We start from the raw sequence: 15,072 nt of genomic DNA, 5'->3' as shown, positions 1-15,072 counted from the left end.
TCACGTCTTTATGACTGCATCCAGATTTAAATCCCCTTATTCTTCTTCGTTCAGAAATCCCCCTAATCTCCGACTTAAAGCTGTATACTGCTCTGCATTGGTGTCCGAAAAAGCCTCCTCCCGGTTGGAGTATACATCCTGATACTGTGGAGGGATTGAAAATTGCGACCTCGTAAAATCTACAACGTCCTCACCAATGCGGTTGTAATAGTGCCAACCACTATCCAGCCATGTCCTCAAAATATCGCCGCCAAGCCTGTCCTGAACGACAAGCGCTGTGACACCACATTGTCCAGCCGCAGGATTATTTGCTATCCATTTAGAGCTAGACTCCAAAGACCAAGCTTGAAACAACGCCTTTTCTAATTCTAAAAAAACGGTTTGCATTCAACATGCGCCTCCCCTTTCGATTCCATTCTGCACTTATGGTGAACGTGCTTTATTTATTTCAACCCGTATTCCACACTCTATGAATCTTGGCTTCTGCTTCTTTCAGTTCTAGCAAATATATGTCTGGATTCGAAAGTTTTTTCCACTCCTCAAAACCAAACTGCGGATCGTAATGTCGAATGAGAAGAGATAGTAAAGCTCCATGAGTTACAATGATAACCGTTTTTTCCGCCCGCTCTATAAGCTCCTGGACAAGCTGGATTCCTCGATCTGCTGCTTCACGAGATGATTCTCCTCCCTCCAGCTTCAAGTCCTCGTCCAAATACGTCTGCTCCAGCACGTCCAGCCAATGATCCAGATGCTCACCGCTTAATACACGTTCCTGAAGACGTAGATCAGTATATACCTGCAACTGTCTACGCTCAGCCAAGGGCTGAATGGTTCGCACGGCCCGTTTCCATGGACTGGACACAATATATTCCACACCTACATTCTCCATAAAATCAGCCAACTGCTCAGCTTGCCGGGTACCTTCATCGGTGAGTCGGGCATCTGGTTCCTGTCCGGTTGCTTGGGCATGTCTGACAAAATAAATTTTCTTCACGTCATCACTCCTTAACTGTCACACAAATTTAAAATTCTGCATATTTACAAATAATTATTTTTATGTTATAATATTTGTTTACATATTTTGATTTCATGATACGATTCCTTTGTATTACATCAACTCTTATGGGAGGGATTCGATGCAATTAGACAAGGGAATACACATACTCCAGGTTTCTGCTAACATCATGGGAAGTATAGAGAGTATTCACCCCACTTTAATGTGGGACGAAGATAACATGATTTTAGTCGATACGACTTACCCCGGGCAACTCTCACTTTTACATGAGGCTATTCTAGACACCGGATTAGCAATCCATAAACTTACCTCCATATTAATAACACACCAGGATCTTGATCATATCGGCAGTTTAACAGATATAATCCGGGCTTCCTCATCCCCAGTTCAAGTATTAGCCAGTTCTATCGAAAGGCCTTATATACAAGGAGAAAAACAGCTTATAAAGCTGACTCCAGAAGCAATAGATCAAGCTGTAAGCTCCATGCCCGAATCCGTTCCGGTAGAATGGAGACATGCATTCCGGCGTACACTTGAAAATCCCCCAAAGGCTATTGTAAACTCCATCATCGTTGCCGGAGAGGAATTGTCCTTCTGTGGGGGGATCGTAGTTATAGATACTGCTGGTCATACACCAGGACACCTAAGTTTCTATCATAAATCCAGTCAAACCCTGATTGCAGGAGATGCCCTACGCGTAGTAAGCAGCAAATTATTGGCTCCAGACCCGCAATACTGCTGTGATTTCAATATGGCCAAAGAATCTCTTAAAAACCTGCTGCCTTATGATATTAAAAAAGTGATCTGCTTTCATGGAGGGCTGTACGAAGGCAATTGTAATCAGCGGATATCTGAAATATGTGAATCCTAGCTTTTGATTACATGGTCATACCCGATCCTTGACCGATCAGATAATCATCTAAAGAAAAGACTAACCAGGAATTCCTGGTTAGTCTTTTCTGAATGAGAACTAGGCTTTTAAGTGGACTCTTAATACGGGTACTTCTGAAGAGGCAGATGTTCCTTCCAAGATTTCCACATGGCTGATCATCTCTTGCCCGTCTGGCACGATTACCGGAGTAATTACAGGCAATCCCCCCTGTTGAATCGCGTCTAGATCAAACTCCATCAGTAATTGCCCTGCTTTAATGTTATCTCCTGTTTGAACGTGAGGGTTAAACCCTTGTCCTTTGAGGGAAACTGTATTAATCCCGACATGTATCAAAATTTGTACACCAGATTCATGCTCAATGATCAGAGCATGCTTACTTTTCTCCATCACGTGGACGACTTTACCCGTAAAAGGAGCAGTCACTTTACCTTCAGTCGGATGAATAGCGATGCCTTCCCCCATAGCCTTCGTAGAGAACGCAGGATCTGGAACCTCTTCAAGGGAAACCACTTTTCCTTTGATTGGTGCTACCATGTCGAATTCTTCAATACGAGGAGCCGCCTTCTTTTTCAACCATTTAAACATAACGATGCCACCTTATTTAGAGATTACATTCATAAACAGTGAATAGGACTTAACTACATCTTTCAAGGAACCGGTTCCACAAAATGAATAAAAAGAGGAGTGGAAGCGATTTCTATCTGAATTATAGTGAATGCCTTTCCAGGATGTCAAGATGCTCCTCTCCGTTTCTAGAATCACTCCATTTAAAGATACAGAAACATTTTATAGCGAGCATACTTTACATCCTTTCACTAAAATTGCATAATGATCAGTTGTAAAGTATGCACATTCATATTATATACTTACCTAAAGGAGAGTGTAATTTATGAGTGAACCCTGTGTTCCGTCTGGCGTGGTCCTAAAAGACACTGGCTTTGGATATACGTTGTCCTTAATAAGCGGTAAATATAAAATGATCATTATATATTGGCTTTTTGAAAATAAGGTTATGCGACATAACGAGCTGAAGCGAAGTATCGGTACCATTTCCTTCAAAACACTAAGCATCATGTTAAAAGAGCTAGAGGCAGATGGCCTTATCATACGCAAGGAATTTCCCCAGATCCCTCCAAAAGTTGAATATTCACTATCTAAACGTGGCCTTTCTCTCATTCCATTATTAAATATGATGTGCGAGTGGGGAGAGGAAAATGGTTTGCCAGCTCTGGAGGACGGACAGCAATAGACATTCCTATTACAGGCTGTCAATAAAATTCAAATAATCTCGTGCGCTTTTCTCCAATTCGCTTTCGGACGTACCAATCTCATTTTCGCCAGACTCTTTTTCTGTACCATAAAACGCAAAGAACGAACGATAATCTGCATTGCAATATAGGAAGGTTGTTTCAAAAGGAGATAATAGCTGCTCAAGTGTATGGCGATATCTTCCTTCTTCACTATAATCTTCTTTTTTACTTCCGGCAGATACTGCTAAAGCAACCTTACGATTCTTTAATTTGTCACCTCCATTTGAACCATGAGCCCAGCCATAAACAAAAACATCGTCAAGCCATTTTTTAAGGAGAGGCGGACTGTTAAACCAATAAACTGGGAACTGTAAAATGAGATTGCTATGTGATTCAATGAAGTGCTGCTCTTTTTCCACATCAATGTTCCCGTCAGGGTAAACCTTATGCAATTCGTGGATAGTATACTTTTCTGGATATTTCTTGAGTTCTTCTACCCATCGCCTATTTATGACAGATGCCTCGATGCTTGGATGTGTAACGATAACAAGAGTTTTCAAAGAATTGTCCTCCTTAAGTATTATTTATTTTTGAGTATAAAGTGAGCGCTACAAATATGTAAGTATGCACTTTCAGGACAACTACTTACTAAAAGGTTAGTGTCAACTCAGATAAATAAAAAAAGCAGCCCACAGAAGTGGCTGCTTTTTTTACTGCGTTAACGCTGGGCCTATCCTTCCAGCGCCTGCTTCAATTCCTCAGGCGAAGCGTCCCACCATTCCTCGTTATGCGAAATTAGCAGGCTTTTAAGCGCTGCTCTATCTTCGCTGCCGAGATCATCCAGCATGAAACGACGCTTGAGCGCGTAATCCATACGGTTGACGTGATCGGCGAGGATTTTCCAGCCGCGTTTGGCTTCGTCGTCAATCAGCATCTCGCAGGCGGTGGCGCCGCCGTACATACGTCCTTCGGGCGTACGATCCACGGCTACCCATACGAGCCATACCTGCCGTCCATTCGGTACATCCTCTTTATTCGTAGAGAACTTGATACCACGTTCTACTTTACTTTTGGCATGCATGGCACCGATATCAATTTTCGCTTCTCCTCGGTCAATGATGACCGGGGACATGCTGTTCAGGTCGATTGAGCCTGCGCCGAAACCCTTATGTTTACTCTTGCCACTGACAATGTTCAGTGCAATCTGTTTTTTGCCGTCCGGCTGATTTTCACTCATGCGTCACTAGACCTCCATTTTCCGTCTTCACACTCATTCTACACTATAAATATTTTAACTAATAATCTCCTGAAAGCAAACATATACATGCTGTAGATGCTTGTCAACGGGAGGTATCCATTGTATGACCCCAGCACGCACTAAAATCGTTTTATTGTCTACACTAGCCCTCGGTCTCCTCGCAGGGACGTTATGGTTTGCCTGGCAGCCCCAATCGCAATCAGACCCGCAGTCCATAGGCCAACCACTATACGGCTCCCTGTCTGAGTCTGCGCTTGCCCCAAATATGGGCAAGCCTCTAGGGGCAAACATCCTGCCTGACCTGCCCAAGAACCCTCCACAGCCCGCTACAGAAATCCTCAGCAAACGGGTGGTAGAGTACCACATTGATGTGTCTCTGGAAAAAGGACAGGTTTTGCGAGGCACTGAGACACTGACCTGGAGGCATCCGGGCAAGAAAACCGTGAATGATCTGTATCTTCATCTATACCCGAATGCCTTCTCTTCCATGGAAACCACCTTTATGAAGGAATCCGGTGGAAAGCTGCGCGGAGACACCATGCCCAAAGACGGCTTTGGCTCCATGACGCTGACTGAACTAAAAACAGAAGACGGTTTATCTCTCATGCACCGCATCCAATATGTGCAGCCAGATGACGGTAACGCAGGCGACCGTTCGCTCATGAAGGTGCGTCTACCCAAGCCGGTACGAGGTGGCGAAGAAATCACATTATATATGAAGTTTGAGGTAAAACTGCCCGCCATCTTCGCTCGTATGGGTGCGACAGATGATTTTGTAATGGCAGGACAGTGGTTCCCGAAGCTCAGCGTCTACGAGACTGCAGGGCAGCGTGGACGCGCCGAAGAGGGCTGGAACCTCCACCAGTATCATGGTAACTCCGAGTTTTATGCCGATTTTGGAATTTACAGCGTAAGGATTCGGGTGCCTGAAACTCATATCGTAGCAGCGACCGGATTTCCCACCCGTGGTGCCGTCCGACAGAACGGCCAAAAAATATATCAATTTTATGCCGATGATGTACACGATTTTGCCTGGTCCGCTTCACCCAACTTTGTAACCGTAGAAGAACCCTTTTCTTCTGCTGAAGTCCCTGGTGTCAAAATCAAGCTCTACCTTGACCCGTCGCACAAGGAGCTCAAAGGGCGCTATATGAGCGCAGCGAAGGCCGCTCTTTCGTACTACAGCAAATGGTACGGGCCTTATCCATATTCCACCCTATCCATCGTGGTTCCACCCAAATCAGGCAATGGAGCCGGCGGTATGGAGTATCCGACACTCATCACAGCCGCTGCTGCGGGTAATCTAAATCCTGGCTATAGTCTGGAACGAACATTAGTTCATGAGATTGGACATCAATATTTCTACGGAATGGTAGCCAATAACGAATTTGAGGAGCCGTGGCTGGATGAAGGCTTCACCTCCTATGCAGAGGAGCGGCTTATGGAGCAAGAATATGGGCTTACCCCCAACTTGCCATTACAATCGGGACAGATAGCCTCCCCACAGCCGCTAAACCGCGAGTCATGGAAGTACGGCTCGGCTGCTGAGTACGCGCAAAACGCCTACTCTCGAGGCAAGCTGGTACTACGGGGCATTGAACGTCAGGTGGGTATGAAAAAAATGGATCGGATTATGCGGACCTACGTCCAGACGTACCGATTCAAGCATCCATCCTCCCAGGATTTTCAACGTATCGTGGAGAGAGCCACCGGACGCTCATGGAGCCACTATTTTGAACAGTATGTATATGACGGCCAGATGGCGGACTTTTCGGTGGATCATATCACGAACCACAAGCTGGAGAATGGATATGAAGCAGTCGTGACGGTCAGCAAAAAAGGGGCGGATTATCCCAAGATCCCTGTCCAATTTACCTTCAAGGATGGTACCACGATATTCAAGGCTTGGGACGGCGCGGGCAAAAGCACAACTTTTCGGATCAAAAGTACTTCTCCCGTTTCCTATGTAACCCTTGATCCTCTATATACCATTGCACTGGAGAACAAGCACATTAACAATAGCCTAAAAGCCGAATTGGACGAAAAGCAACAAACCCGTTGGAATGTAAGTGTAACCAAGCTGTTAGAAACACTGCTTGGAAGTCTGTCATGGTGAGGTGTCTATAGATGCGGACTGTTATAAAAGAGGGCTGGGCGCTGGTGCGCATACGATTCTATATCGTTATCATTTTATTTCTGTATCGACTACTGTGGGGGGTGTTTCTCTATCGGCTGGTGCAGTCTGCCGTTATCCCGCTACTGCTCCGTTATCCTGATCAGGGTCAAAACGAGCTGGGACAGACCTTGTTTTGGATGGAGAGCCAGATTGCTCTGATGGACAGCCGGGAAGTACATGTGTATTTGTGGATACTACTAGGGGCGACTGTACTACGCATACTGATCACTCCCTTCATTAGAGCCGGAATATATCAAAGCCTGCATACCGATGCGACTGAACCGCAAAGCCTGTCCTTTTTCAAGGGTATGAAACGCCATGGCATGTCGTCGCTGTTGTATTACATCATCGAGTTGGGACTGCTGCTGCTTCCCGCCATTTGGGTAGTACCGAGACTCTACCCTATTGTAGCAGGAGCACTTCAATCTTCCTCTTATCTGCTGCATTTGTTGCCCTATGTCATGGGATGGATGGCATACGGATGGTTCATTCGGCAGTGCATCCTGTATATGCAACTGGGGACTGTCGGTGGTCACGCCATACTATCGTCCCTGCTCGCCTTCTTTCGCCAGCTCCTTCCAGCTGTCGGTATATCTCTTTTGCTTGGTGCTTGTGTGCTGCTGGTCTTCGGTCTATTTGGCACCGTGGCGATGATTTGGACTGGCATGCTGGCGCTCATTCTCCAGCAATCGTATCATTTTGTTACTAGTCTGGTCAGGCTGTGGCATATCAGTTCGCAGTACAGACTATGGCATACCGATATCTCCAGTAGAAGTTAAGCCCTGCCTTTATGTTTTTTACTTCATTTCCGTCTGTCGAAAAATCTTGATTCATATCCGCGCAAACGACACATAACTGAATACTGTTAACAACATCTGTTCCTTGGACATTAGGAGCAGATTTTTTTTGTAACTTTTTGCAATGAAACATTTGCCAAAGCCAGCCGTCTTTGTTACAATAATCGCAGTGAACTGATAGTAACAACTTTGTAATCTTTATTGTAACCTTTATCTCAAAAATAACGTTATTGTGAATACTGCTCTCCAAGGTGCACATCTTAAGTTAAGCCTAATTCCTGGCACCTAGGAAGCGGGGGAACCAGTTTGGGTGAATTGATCTCGCAACAGAGTGGTCATAGGGGAACCTTCTACCGAATCCTTAAGCTAACCTCGCAGGCATTGGAAGGGGTATATTTTTTTTGAAGAAGAAGCTAACGATCGCAGCTATGGGTCTTGCCATTGCCTTTACATCTTTTACATTCGGTGGCGGCAGTGCATATGCAGACTCTAAGATGGACCAGGTCATTCAAGATGCCAAAGGAACGAGCTACAGAAGCGGAGGCACTACACTCGAGGGATTCGATTGCTCCGGCTTCACAATGTATGTATTCAACAAACTGGGAATTAAACTTCCGCATCAATCCGGATCACAATTCAAAATGGGATCTTCTGTATCCCGCGATGAAATGAGACCTGGAGACCTGGTGTTCTTCAACACCACAGGAAGAGGCATTTCCCATGTAGGTATCTTCGTAGGTGAAGGGAAATTTGCCCACTCCTCGACTTCACGTGGTGTAGTAGTTAGCTCACTGAACGAAAATTATTACGCTAACCGCTATGTCGGTGCAAAAAGAATTATGAGCACAGACGCTTACCATTCTGTAGCTTCAGAAATTCCTGATGACGACAACGTAGAATAACTAACGCACAGCAAGCTAACCCTAGCCGCAATTTGATTCTGGCCGGAATCGAATTGCGGTTTTTTATGTCCACAACATCAGCAATTATTATCATTACTGACGAACTGAAGCCTCAAAAGGTTTCAATTTTAGCGAACATCGTCGGTTTTACCGTCAGCGCTGGGGGAGCATATGAGCAGTAAATCCTTCTTATTGAATGTATACCCGACTTGAGTATGAAATAAACACGCTTGCCATTCCCCTGCAACTTGTCTACAATCTGTTGTTAATGATTGAAGTACCTGTAAAAGGAGGATGAAACACATGCCGGCCTCAATATCCAACTATCGGATCGTACCGATGGACGAGCATCAAGCGGCTGCAATCTGTGAGTGGCGCTATGACCCACCTTATAATATATACGGTTGGCTCCCCTGGGAACAAATGAAGGCGCTTGAAGTCGAATTTGGAAGTCCCACGCTTCGCCAAGAGCAATATGTTGCCGTACTGGATGAAGAGAATAAGCTGACGGGATTTGCTCAATATTTTCCTATGATCGGTGTGACCCGGCTAGGTCTTGGAATGCATCCCGAAAGATGCGGACATGGCAAAGGCTCTGATTTTGTCCGTGCCATTGCAGAGGAAGCCCAACGACGCAACCCGAAGAATGAAATTGATCTAGAGGTACTCACTTGGAATGGGCGCGCTATCCGGGCTTACAAGGCGGCTGGATTTGAGCTTACAGATACCTATGAACGCCAGACTCCCGATGGCAAAAAACCGTTTTTTTGTATGGTATATCGTCCCGAGCACCAAACCCAGGTTCTATGATAAAAGCGCCTTCGGCATACAACCGCGATGTTGTATAGCGAAGGCGCTTTTATCATCATACGACAGATCATTACAAGCTCAATGACTGCTGCGCATTTTTTCAAAAGCTTCATTATATTGTTGGGCTTCCTTAATATCCACGGCCATAATACCGCCGTCGTCCCAAGAGGTCAAACGCAGAGTCACGGTCTTGTAATCAATCGTAATAAATGGATGATGATTGAATGCTTCAGATATAGCGGCAACTTCATCCACGAATGCAATCCCTTTCATAAAACTGGAAAAATTATATTTCCGAACGATCCAACGTCCTTCCTCCAGTTCCCAGCCCTCCAGTTTCTCCAGATGTGCTTCAATCTCTTCTTGTGTAAAAGGCATGTTACGAACTCCTCCCCGTTTATACGGAAGCCTTTCGACCGCTTAAATACGGCCAAAACTACGATATATTGGTGTACATATTACCACGGCCCCGTTGATAAATCCATAAGACGGAACTCAAATCAAAGGGACTGACGTCAGCTCCTCGTCTCCAATGAGTACATAGATACGATGCTGCTCCGGCTCATAGATCAGAACGCCACTGCCTACAGTGATTATGGGCTCTGTACCCAGTGCATAAAATAAGTCTTCTGCCAAAGCTTCATTGACTTCCTGGCGTCCCGCCGGGTCCAGCCTGTCCCAATCTTCTGCTTCCATCTCAAAAAATTCGTAGCTGTCTGGGATGCGTCCCACAGCCTCTGTCAAATCGTTCAAAATTTGTTCATACTCACGCCCATGCTTTACTCCCATGCCATTTCCTCCAATGGTTCCGCCATTCAATACATAATCACCTTATTATACCGGAAATTCGCACTTAACAAAAAAGAGAGTTTTGTCGATAAATACTATAATCCGTCTTGTAATGACGCGCTTGGGGCAAGGACGACCCCGGCGGCATGAAAGGATTCAAAATCTATTCTCATGGATGAGGTGTATCATGCAAATTTCAACCATTATCGGACTTGTGCTCGGGATTATGTCACTGGTCGTCGGGATGATCTTAAAAGGCGCTCCGGTCGTCAATCTGGTCAATAATCCCGCTGCTTACATGATTATTTTCGTCGGAACGGCAGCGAGTATATTTATGGCCTTCCCGATGGCAGAAATCAAACGGATTCCGAAGCTGTTCAAGGTTATTTTCACCGAACAAAAACTGTTAGACCGCAAAGAGCTCATCGGTACGTTTACCGAGTGGGCATCCATTACCCGTCGTGAAGGTCTGCTCGCCTTGGAATCTAAGGTAGAGGAAATCGACGATCCCTTTATGCGTGGCGGCATGCGAATGATTATTGACGGAAATGATCAGGAATTCGTACGGGACGTTCTGATGGAGGATATCAATGCTACCGAGGACCGACATCGCTCTGGCGCGCTGATCTTCTCTCAAGCTGGTATGTACGCTCCAACGCTCGGGGTACTCGGTGCGGTTGTAGGTCTGATCGCCGCTCTGGCCGACCTTAGTGACATGGAAAAGCTTTCTCATGCCATTGCAGCAGCCTTCATTGCGACGTTGCTCGGTATTTTTACAGGTTATGTCCTGTGGCATCCGATGTCCAACAAGCTCAAACGGTTATCCAAAAAAGAAGTAGAGCTTAAATTAATGATGGTCGAAGGTCTGCTTTCCATTCAATCGGGGATATCGACGATTGCCATCAGTCAGAAACTGACGATCTTCCTGACTCCGACCGAACGGGCTACGATGACCCAGAAGGATGGCGATTCCAGTGAGTAAAAAGAGACATGAACCGCATGAAGAGCATGCTGACGAAAGCTGGCTATTGCCATATTCCGACTTAATGACCCTTCTGTTGGCTCTTTTCATTGTCTTATTCGGTATGAGCTCGCTCGACGCCAAAAAATTTGAAACTATGGCTCAATCCCTGAGTGCAGCTTTTAGTGGCGGCACTGGCGTGCTGGATCACTCGGCCGCGAATCCGTCGTCACAATCCATGGATATGGGCAAAAATAAAGAACAAGTATCACAACCCTTAAAATCGAAGGCTACTTCTACCTCTGAACTGCAAAAACAGTTGGCCCAGCGGGAAGAAGAAGATTTAAAAAAACTTAAAAAACAAATGGATCAATACATTCAAAATAACGGCCTGACCCCGTTGCTGAATACCAAGCTGAACCAATCACAGCTGATGATCACCATTAGTGATAATGCCTTGTTTTCATCCGGGCAGGCCGAAGTAAAGCCGGAAGCAAGAAAGCTGGCCAAGTCTATTTCTAGTATGCTTCAGCAGTTCCCTGGCTATGATGTTATCGTATCGGGTCACACGGATAATGTACCGATCTCCAACAGCCAGTTCCCGTCCAACTTTGATTTGAGCGCCAAGCGCTCTCTGAATTTCTTGCGTATCTTGTTGCTCAATCCAGATCTCGATCCAACCAAGTTTGTATCCATCGGTTATGGCGAGTATCGTCCATTGGCAAGCAATCAAGATGGTCAAGGACGCTCCAAAAACCGTCGTGTTGAAATATCTGTTCTCCGCAAATATCAGAACGGGACACAAGTCATCAGTCCTACCTCAAGCTCGAGTGAAGGTTGATTATGCATATGTTATATGAACAAAGGCACCGCCGCATTTTTATGCAGCTGGTGCCTCTTTGTTTATGCTTCCTGTACTCTGGCCTTATCTGATAAGAGGATCATACGCTGTAGGCTATACGAAACTCCTCTGGCATTAGCTAAGCGTATAATCGAGCATCTGGCCAAGCTCCTGCTTCTCAGCCTCTGTCAGATCACGCCAGGCACCTTTCTGAAGGGACCCCAACCGAATATTCATGATTCGCAGCCGTTGCAGTTTTTTTACTTCATAACCGAAGGCAGCACACATACGCCGGATCTGACGATTTTTCCCTTCAGTCAGGATAATACGGAATACATACTCAGATACACGCGTCACCTCACAAGGTAGCGTTCGCTGGCCGAGTATTTTCACCCCACTGGACATGCCCTGCACAAAAGATGGTATGACAGGGCGATCCACTGTTACGATATATTCTTTCTCATGCTTGCCTTCTGCCCGTAAAATCTTATTCACAATGTCTCCATCATTGGTAAGTAAAATGAGACCTTCCGAATCCTTATCCAGGCGTCCAATCGGGAATATCCGCTGCGGGTGCCCCACAAAATCAACAACATTGCCTCTAATGTGGCTCTCCGTTGTACTTGTAATGCCCACCGGCTTGTTCAATGCAATATAGACGTGATCGGACTTCTCGCGCAGTGGCTTGCCGTTCACGCGAACATCATCGCCTTCCTCCGCTTGACTACCCAGCACGGCCACTTCGCCGTTAATCGTCACGCTGCCGCTCTCTACCAGCTTGTCCGCCTCCCGACGCGAGCAAAAACCGGTTTCGCTGATAAACTTGTTAATGCGCAACCTGTGTACCCTCCATTTCTACTAACACACTTCCTCCTGCGCCCCTGCCCGTTACTCCGGCTTGGCAATCGGAAGCTGCACCAGGGCTGTCGTTCCCTCTCCCTCTGTGCTTTCAATATCCAGTGTGCCTTTATGACTCTGTATAATACGCTGGCTGACCATAAGTCCTAGTCCTGTCCCTGTTTCTTTGTTTGTGAAAAAAGGTTCTCCTAGCTTGGACAGCATTTCTGCAGGAATACCCGTTCCCTGGTCCCGTATGAAGATTTTAACGCTTTCTCCCTCCAAGAACAAATGAATCGTGATGATACCACCTTTACTCATAGCCTCCATGCTATTTTTAAGTAAATTAATGAATACCTGTTTTAACTGATTTTCTTCGGCGTATACCAGGGCAGGCTCGTCCGTGACCTGAAGATTGAATACAATGCCCAGCAGATGCGCCTGACTATCTAGTAAAGAAATCACATCGCTCACAATATAGCGAACATCTTTTTTCTGAAAATGCACCGCCTGTGGCTTCGCCAGAATTAAAAACTCGCTTACAATCAAATTAATGCGATCCAGCTCAGACATCATAATATCGTTGTGTTTCATATTCAACACTTGATTTTGCTGCTGTAGTTGGAGAAAGCCACGTAGCGTGGTTAGCGGATTACGAATCTCATGCGCTACGCCTGCCGCTAGTTGTCCGACGGTTGTCAGTTTCTCTGATCTGCGCAACAGCTCCTCCATCCGGTTGCGACCCGTGATATCACGCGACACGCAGATAAACCCCAAAATCTGGCCTTCTTCATCCAGAATAGGCGACGTGCTCATACTAATCTCTACCGTACTTCCATCCTTACGCATTCTAAGGGACTCACTTGATACGATGCTCTCTCCCTGAAGCAGGCTCTTCTTCTGAAATTCATACTCCTCCTGTTGCTGCGGAGGTACAAACTCCAGCTTACGACCAACCAACTCTTTCTTGGTCCAGCCGTACAAAGCTTCGAAGGCATGATTGACCCGAACGACACGATCCTCCTCATCAGTCACATGAATCGCATCTGCTGTCTGATTAATAACCGATTCCAGATGCTCCTTTACAGAACGGTTCTCTTCATACATTTGTTCGAGTCTTCTCGTATACACCCCCAAATTGTAGGCCATCGCATTGATGCGCTCACCCAACTGTGCAAGCTCATGACCACCCTTGATTTCTAGCCGTGTATCAAAATGACCATCAGCCATCTCGTTCACTTTGCCCAGAATCGACTGAATTGGACGGACAAACAGACTGGCAAGCACATAGCTTCCAATGATCACAACCTCTAAAAGGACAATAGAAATGGCAATTAAACTAATCAATTGCTTGGAAATAACAGAAGTGATCGTATCATAATTCATAACAATACGGATAACATAGGCATCACGGTTAGCCGGATAAAAAGGTATGTAACTGACGAGAACCCGTTCGCCTTTAATATAGCAGTCTTGTACAATACTCTCCCCCGAGATGATAGCCCTGGACACGGCCAAACGATCCTCCTGCACTCTCGTTAGTTGATACGTGCCGAATTGGATCGGTTTGTTGTACATGTAATAGTATTTCCAGTCGTTCCCGTTCTTGTCCATCGTAGCGCCACCAAAGGTTGCAGGGTTAATTCCTGTAATCTCCATGATGCGATAATCCACTTGTTGGGTTTGCTTTACGATCTCATCGGGACTCAGGATGGTTATGAAATTTTGTACTGAAGTATCCTGAAAGGAAATTCGAATTAAGTAGTTACGTTTTTGGTCATAATAAAATCCCCATTTATTAATATGTGAGGAGTCTGAACCCGTGTAGTCAAATGATCCGGTCCAAAAATGATCCAGTTTCTGACCTTGCGCCATTGCAGCCTGTCCATGCTCATATAATTGGTCAACTGCATTTTTCCAATGCCCGGTCAATGGATCGGATGGCGTTACTTCTTTAGGATCGGAGGATTTGACAACCTTATACCCCTGCCCGTCTCGAATCATCAAAGAAATATTAATATCCCTGTGGAGTGTGGCTATCTGTTGAAGCTGTTCCTGCTGAATATTTCGGATGTCAGGATCGAGCTGATTGGCAGCCAACGTGGCAGAAAGCCACAGATTATATCCGAGCTGTTTGTCAACGGCCTCCCAGCTATGTTGGGTTTGTTCGATAGCTCCTCCGATAATTTTAGCGGTCAGAACCATTTTAGTTTCACTGTCACTTCTTAGATTTTCGTGGGTCGTGTAATAATTGAGTGCGATGTTTAACAACAGGATAAACAAGACGGACCCCGACAAAATGATCGTTATTCTGATTTTTATCGACACACTGATTTCTCACCTCTTGCCGTATGCTGGCGATTACTGGCAATTGCTAACTCAATGATACCGTAATAGCGCCTCTGATACCAGCATTTACATTTACCGGATATACATAAATACACACCTTGTGTACAGTATTGTCAATAGACGGGCGTTTGCCTACAATATAAGAAGATAATCATCCACAGGTAGTCCACAAATACACAGATTTTATTATAAACT

Annotated in this window: 17 protein-coding genes and 1 riboswitch; of the genes, 8 read left to right on the top strand and 9 right to left on the bottom strand. The window is 45.5% G+C overall.

The annotated features are described in order from the left end of the window. Window positions 1–36: 36 nt before the first annotated feature. Window positions 37–387, bottom strand: a complete 351-nt coding sequence (locus ACUUJN_RS00585; RefSeq protein WP_484669144.1) for a YunG family protein — start codon at window positions 385–387, stop codon at window positions 37–39. Between the two features lie 61 nt (window positions 388–448). Further along, a complete protein-coding gene (locus tag ACUUJN_RS00580; RefSeq protein WP_028542593.1) occupies window positions 449–994 on the bottom strand; it encodes a histidine phosphatase family protein in 546 nt (181 codons plus the stop codon). A gap of 142 nt (window positions 995–1,136) precedes the next feature. Here ACUUJN_RS00580 and ACUUJN_RS00575 point away from each other — a divergent pair, with 142 nt between their 5' ends. Next, a complete protein-coding gene (locus tag ACUUJN_RS00575) occupies window positions 1,137–1,886 on the top strand; it encodes an MBL fold metallo-hydrolase (RefSeq protein ID WP_053324346.1) in 750 nt (249 codons plus the stop codon). Between the two features lie 99 nt (window positions 1,887–1,985). Here ACUUJN_RS00575 and ACUUJN_RS00570 read toward each other — a convergent pair whose 3' ends face one another. After that, a complete protein-coding gene (locus ACUUJN_RS00570) occupies window positions 1,986–2,492 on the bottom strand; it encodes a PTS sugar transporter subunit IIA (RefSeq protein ID WP_025723771.1) in 507 nt (168 codons plus the stop codon). 304 nt (window positions 2,493–2,796) lie between these two features. Here ACUUJN_RS00570 and ACUUJN_RS00565 point away from each other — a divergent pair, with 304 nt between their 5' ends. Further along, entirely contained in the window at window positions 2,797–3,156 is a 360-nt protein-coding gene (locus tag ACUUJN_RS00565; RefSeq protein ID WP_025723772.1) for a winged helix-turn-helix transcriptional regulator, read from the top strand. Window positions 3,157–3,165: 9 nt separating this feature from the next. Here ACUUJN_RS00565 and ACUUJN_RS00560 read toward each other — a convergent pair whose 3' ends face one another. Next, the gene (locus ACUUJN_RS00560; RefSeq protein ID WP_028542595.1) at window positions 3,166–3,717 is read right to left on the bottom strand and encodes an NAD(P)H-dependent oxidoreductase; all 552 of its coding nucleotides are present in this window, start codon (window positions 3,715–3,717) and stop codon (window positions 3,166–3,168) included. 170 nt (window positions 3,718–3,887) lie between these two features. After that, on the bottom strand, window positions 3,888–4,394 hold the full coding sequence (locus ACUUJN_RS00555) for a YwhD family protein (RefSeq protein ID WP_028542596.1): 507 nt from the start codon (window positions 4,392–4,394) through the stop codon (window positions 3,888–3,890). A 124-nt stretch (window positions 4,395–4,518) separates the two neighbouring features. On the opposite strand from ACUUJN_RS00555, the gene ACUUJN_RS00550 reads away from it, so the two are divergent. The 4 genes from ACUUJN_RS00550 to ACUUJN_RS00535 all read left to right on the top strand — a co-directional run bounded on the left by ACUUJN_RS00550 (window position 4,519) and on the right by ACUUJN_RS00535 (window position 9,100). Beyond that, the gene (locus ACUUJN_RS00550) at window positions 4,519–6,531 is read left to right on the top strand and encodes a M1 family metallopeptidase (protein ID WP_075153526.1); all 2,013 of its coding nucleotides are present in this window, start codon (window positions 4,519–4,521) and stop codon (window positions 6,529–6,531) included. Between the two features lie 11 nt (window positions 6,532–6,542). Beyond that, window positions 6,543–7,370: a hypothetical protein gene (locus tag ACUUJN_RS00545; protein WP_028542598.1), complete on the top strand. Its 828-nt coding sequence runs from the start codon at window positions 6,543–6,545 to the stop codon at window positions 7,368–7,370. 276 nt (window positions 7,371–7,646) lie between these two features. Further along, window positions 7,647–7,784: riboswitch (cyclic di-AMP (ydaO/yuaA leader) on the top strand. Window positions 7,785–7,789: 5 nt separating this feature from the next. Further along, window positions 7,790–8,290, top strand: a complete 501-nt coding sequence (locus tag ACUUJN_RS00540) for a C40 family peptidase (protein WP_025723776.1) — start codon at window positions 7,790–7,792, stop codon at window positions 8,288–8,290. Between the two features lie 303 nt (window positions 8,291–8,593). Next, window positions 8,594–9,100: a GNAT family N-acetyltransferase gene (locus ACUUJN_RS00535; RefSeq protein WP_068939352.1), complete on the top strand. Its 507-nt coding sequence runs from the start codon at window positions 8,594–8,596 to the stop codon at window positions 9,098–9,100. Window positions 9,101–9,178: 78 nt separating this feature from the next. On the opposite strand, the gene ACUUJN_RS00530 is transcribed toward ACUUJN_RS00535, so the two are convergent. Next, on the bottom strand, window positions 9,179–9,478 hold the full coding sequence (locus ACUUJN_RS00530) for a 4a-hydroxytetrahydrobiopterin dehydratase (RefSeq protein WP_007428083.1): 300 nt from the start codon (window positions 9,476–9,478) through the stop codon (window positions 9,179–9,181). A 117-nt stretch (window positions 9,479–9,595) separates the two neighbouring features. Continuing rightward, entirely contained in the window at window positions 9,596–9,889 is a 294-nt protein-coding gene (locus ACUUJN_RS00525) for a hypothetical protein (protein ID WP_338533056.1), read from the bottom strand. A gap of 187 nt (window positions 9,890–10,076) precedes the next feature. On the opposite strand from ACUUJN_RS00525, the gene motA reads away from it, so the two are divergent. After that, on the top strand, window positions 10,077–10,871 hold the full coding sequence (gene motA / locus ACUUJN_RS00520) for a flagellar motor stator protein MotA (protein WP_013308185.1): 795 nt from the start codon (window positions 10,077–10,079) through the stop codon (window positions 10,869–10,871). After that, on the top strand, window positions 10,864–11,691 hold the full coding sequence (motB, locus tag ACUUJN_RS00515; RefSeq protein ID WP_025723781.1) for a flagellar motor protein MotB: 828 nt from the start codon (window positions 10,864–10,866) through the stop codon (window positions 11,689–11,691). Before motA ends, motB begins: the two co-directional genes overlap by 8 nt. Before the next feature lie 135 nt (window positions 11,692–11,826). Here motB and rluF read toward each other — a convergent pair whose 3' ends face one another. Together rluF and ACUUJN_RS00505 are read right to left on the bottom strand one after the other, a co-directional pair. Then, complete coding sequence (gene rluF / locus ACUUJN_RS00510; RefSeq protein WP_028542602.1) at window positions 11,827–12,528, bottom strand: 23S rRNA pseudouridine(2604) synthase RluF; 702 nt, start codon at window positions 12,526–12,528, stop codon at window positions 11,827–11,829. Between the two features lie 51 nt (window positions 12,529–12,579). After that, window positions 12,580–14,856, bottom strand: a complete 2,277-nt coding sequence (locus tag ACUUJN_RS00505) for a PAS domain S-box protein (protein ID WP_028542603.1) — start codon at window positions 14,854–14,856, stop codon at window positions 12,580–12,582. Window positions 14,857–15,072 lie beyond the last annotated feature (216 nt).

It is taken from the genome of Paenibacillus sp. LRG-1, assembly GCF_057220305.1.
This window is presented reverse-complemented; position numbering and strand designations above follow the sequence as displayed.

What these genes read in the sequence shown, in the direction of transcription:
- ACUUJN_RS00585 (WP_484669144.1), bottom strand. Translation starts at nt 387, where the DNA reads ATGCAAACCGTTTTTTTAGAATTAGAAAAGGCGTTGTTTCAAGCTTGG.
- ACUUJN_RS00575 (WP_053324346.1), top strand. Translation starts at nt 1,137, where the DNA reads ATGCAATTAGACAAGGGAATACACATACTCCAGGTTTCTGCTAACATC.
- ACUUJN_RS00570 (WP_025723771.1), bottom strand. Translation starts at nt 2,492, where the DNA reads ATGTTTAAATGGTTGAAAAAGAAGGCGGCTCCTCGTATTGAAGAATTC.
- ACUUJN_RS00565 (WP_025723772.1), top strand. Translation starts at nt 2,797, where the DNA reads ATGAGTGAACCCTGTGTTCCGTCTGGCGTGGTCCTAAAAGACACTGGC.
- ACUUJN_RS00555 (WP_028542596.1), bottom strand. Translation starts at nt 4,394, where the DNA reads ATGAGTGAAAATCAGCCGGACGGCAAAAAACAGATTGCACTGAACATT.
- ACUUJN_RS00550 (WP_075153526.1), top strand. Translation starts at nt 4,519, where the DNA reads ATGACCCCAGCACGCACTAAAATCGTTTTATTGTCTACACTAGCCCTC.
- ACUUJN_RS00545 (WP_028542598.1), top strand. Translation starts at nt 6,543, where the DNA reads ATGCGGACTGTTATAAAAGAGGGCTGGGCGCTGGTGCGCATACGATTC.
- ACUUJN_RS00535 (WP_068939352.1), top strand. Translation starts at nt 8,594, where the DNA reads ATGCCGGCCTCAATATCCAACTATCGGATCGTACCGATGGACGAGCAT.
- ACUUJN_RS00530 (WP_007428083.1), bottom strand. Translation starts at nt 9,478, where the DNA reads ATGCCTTTTACACAAGAAGAGATTGAAGCACATCTGGAGAAACTGGAG.
- ACUUJN_RS00525 (WP_338533056.1), bottom strand. Translation starts at nt 9,889, where the DNA reads ATGGGAGTAAAGCATGGGCGTGAGTATGAACAAATTTTGAACGATTTG.
- motA (WP_013308185.1), top strand. Translation starts at nt 10,077, where the DNA reads ATGCAAATTTCAACCATTATCGGACTTGTGCTCGGGATTATGTCACTG.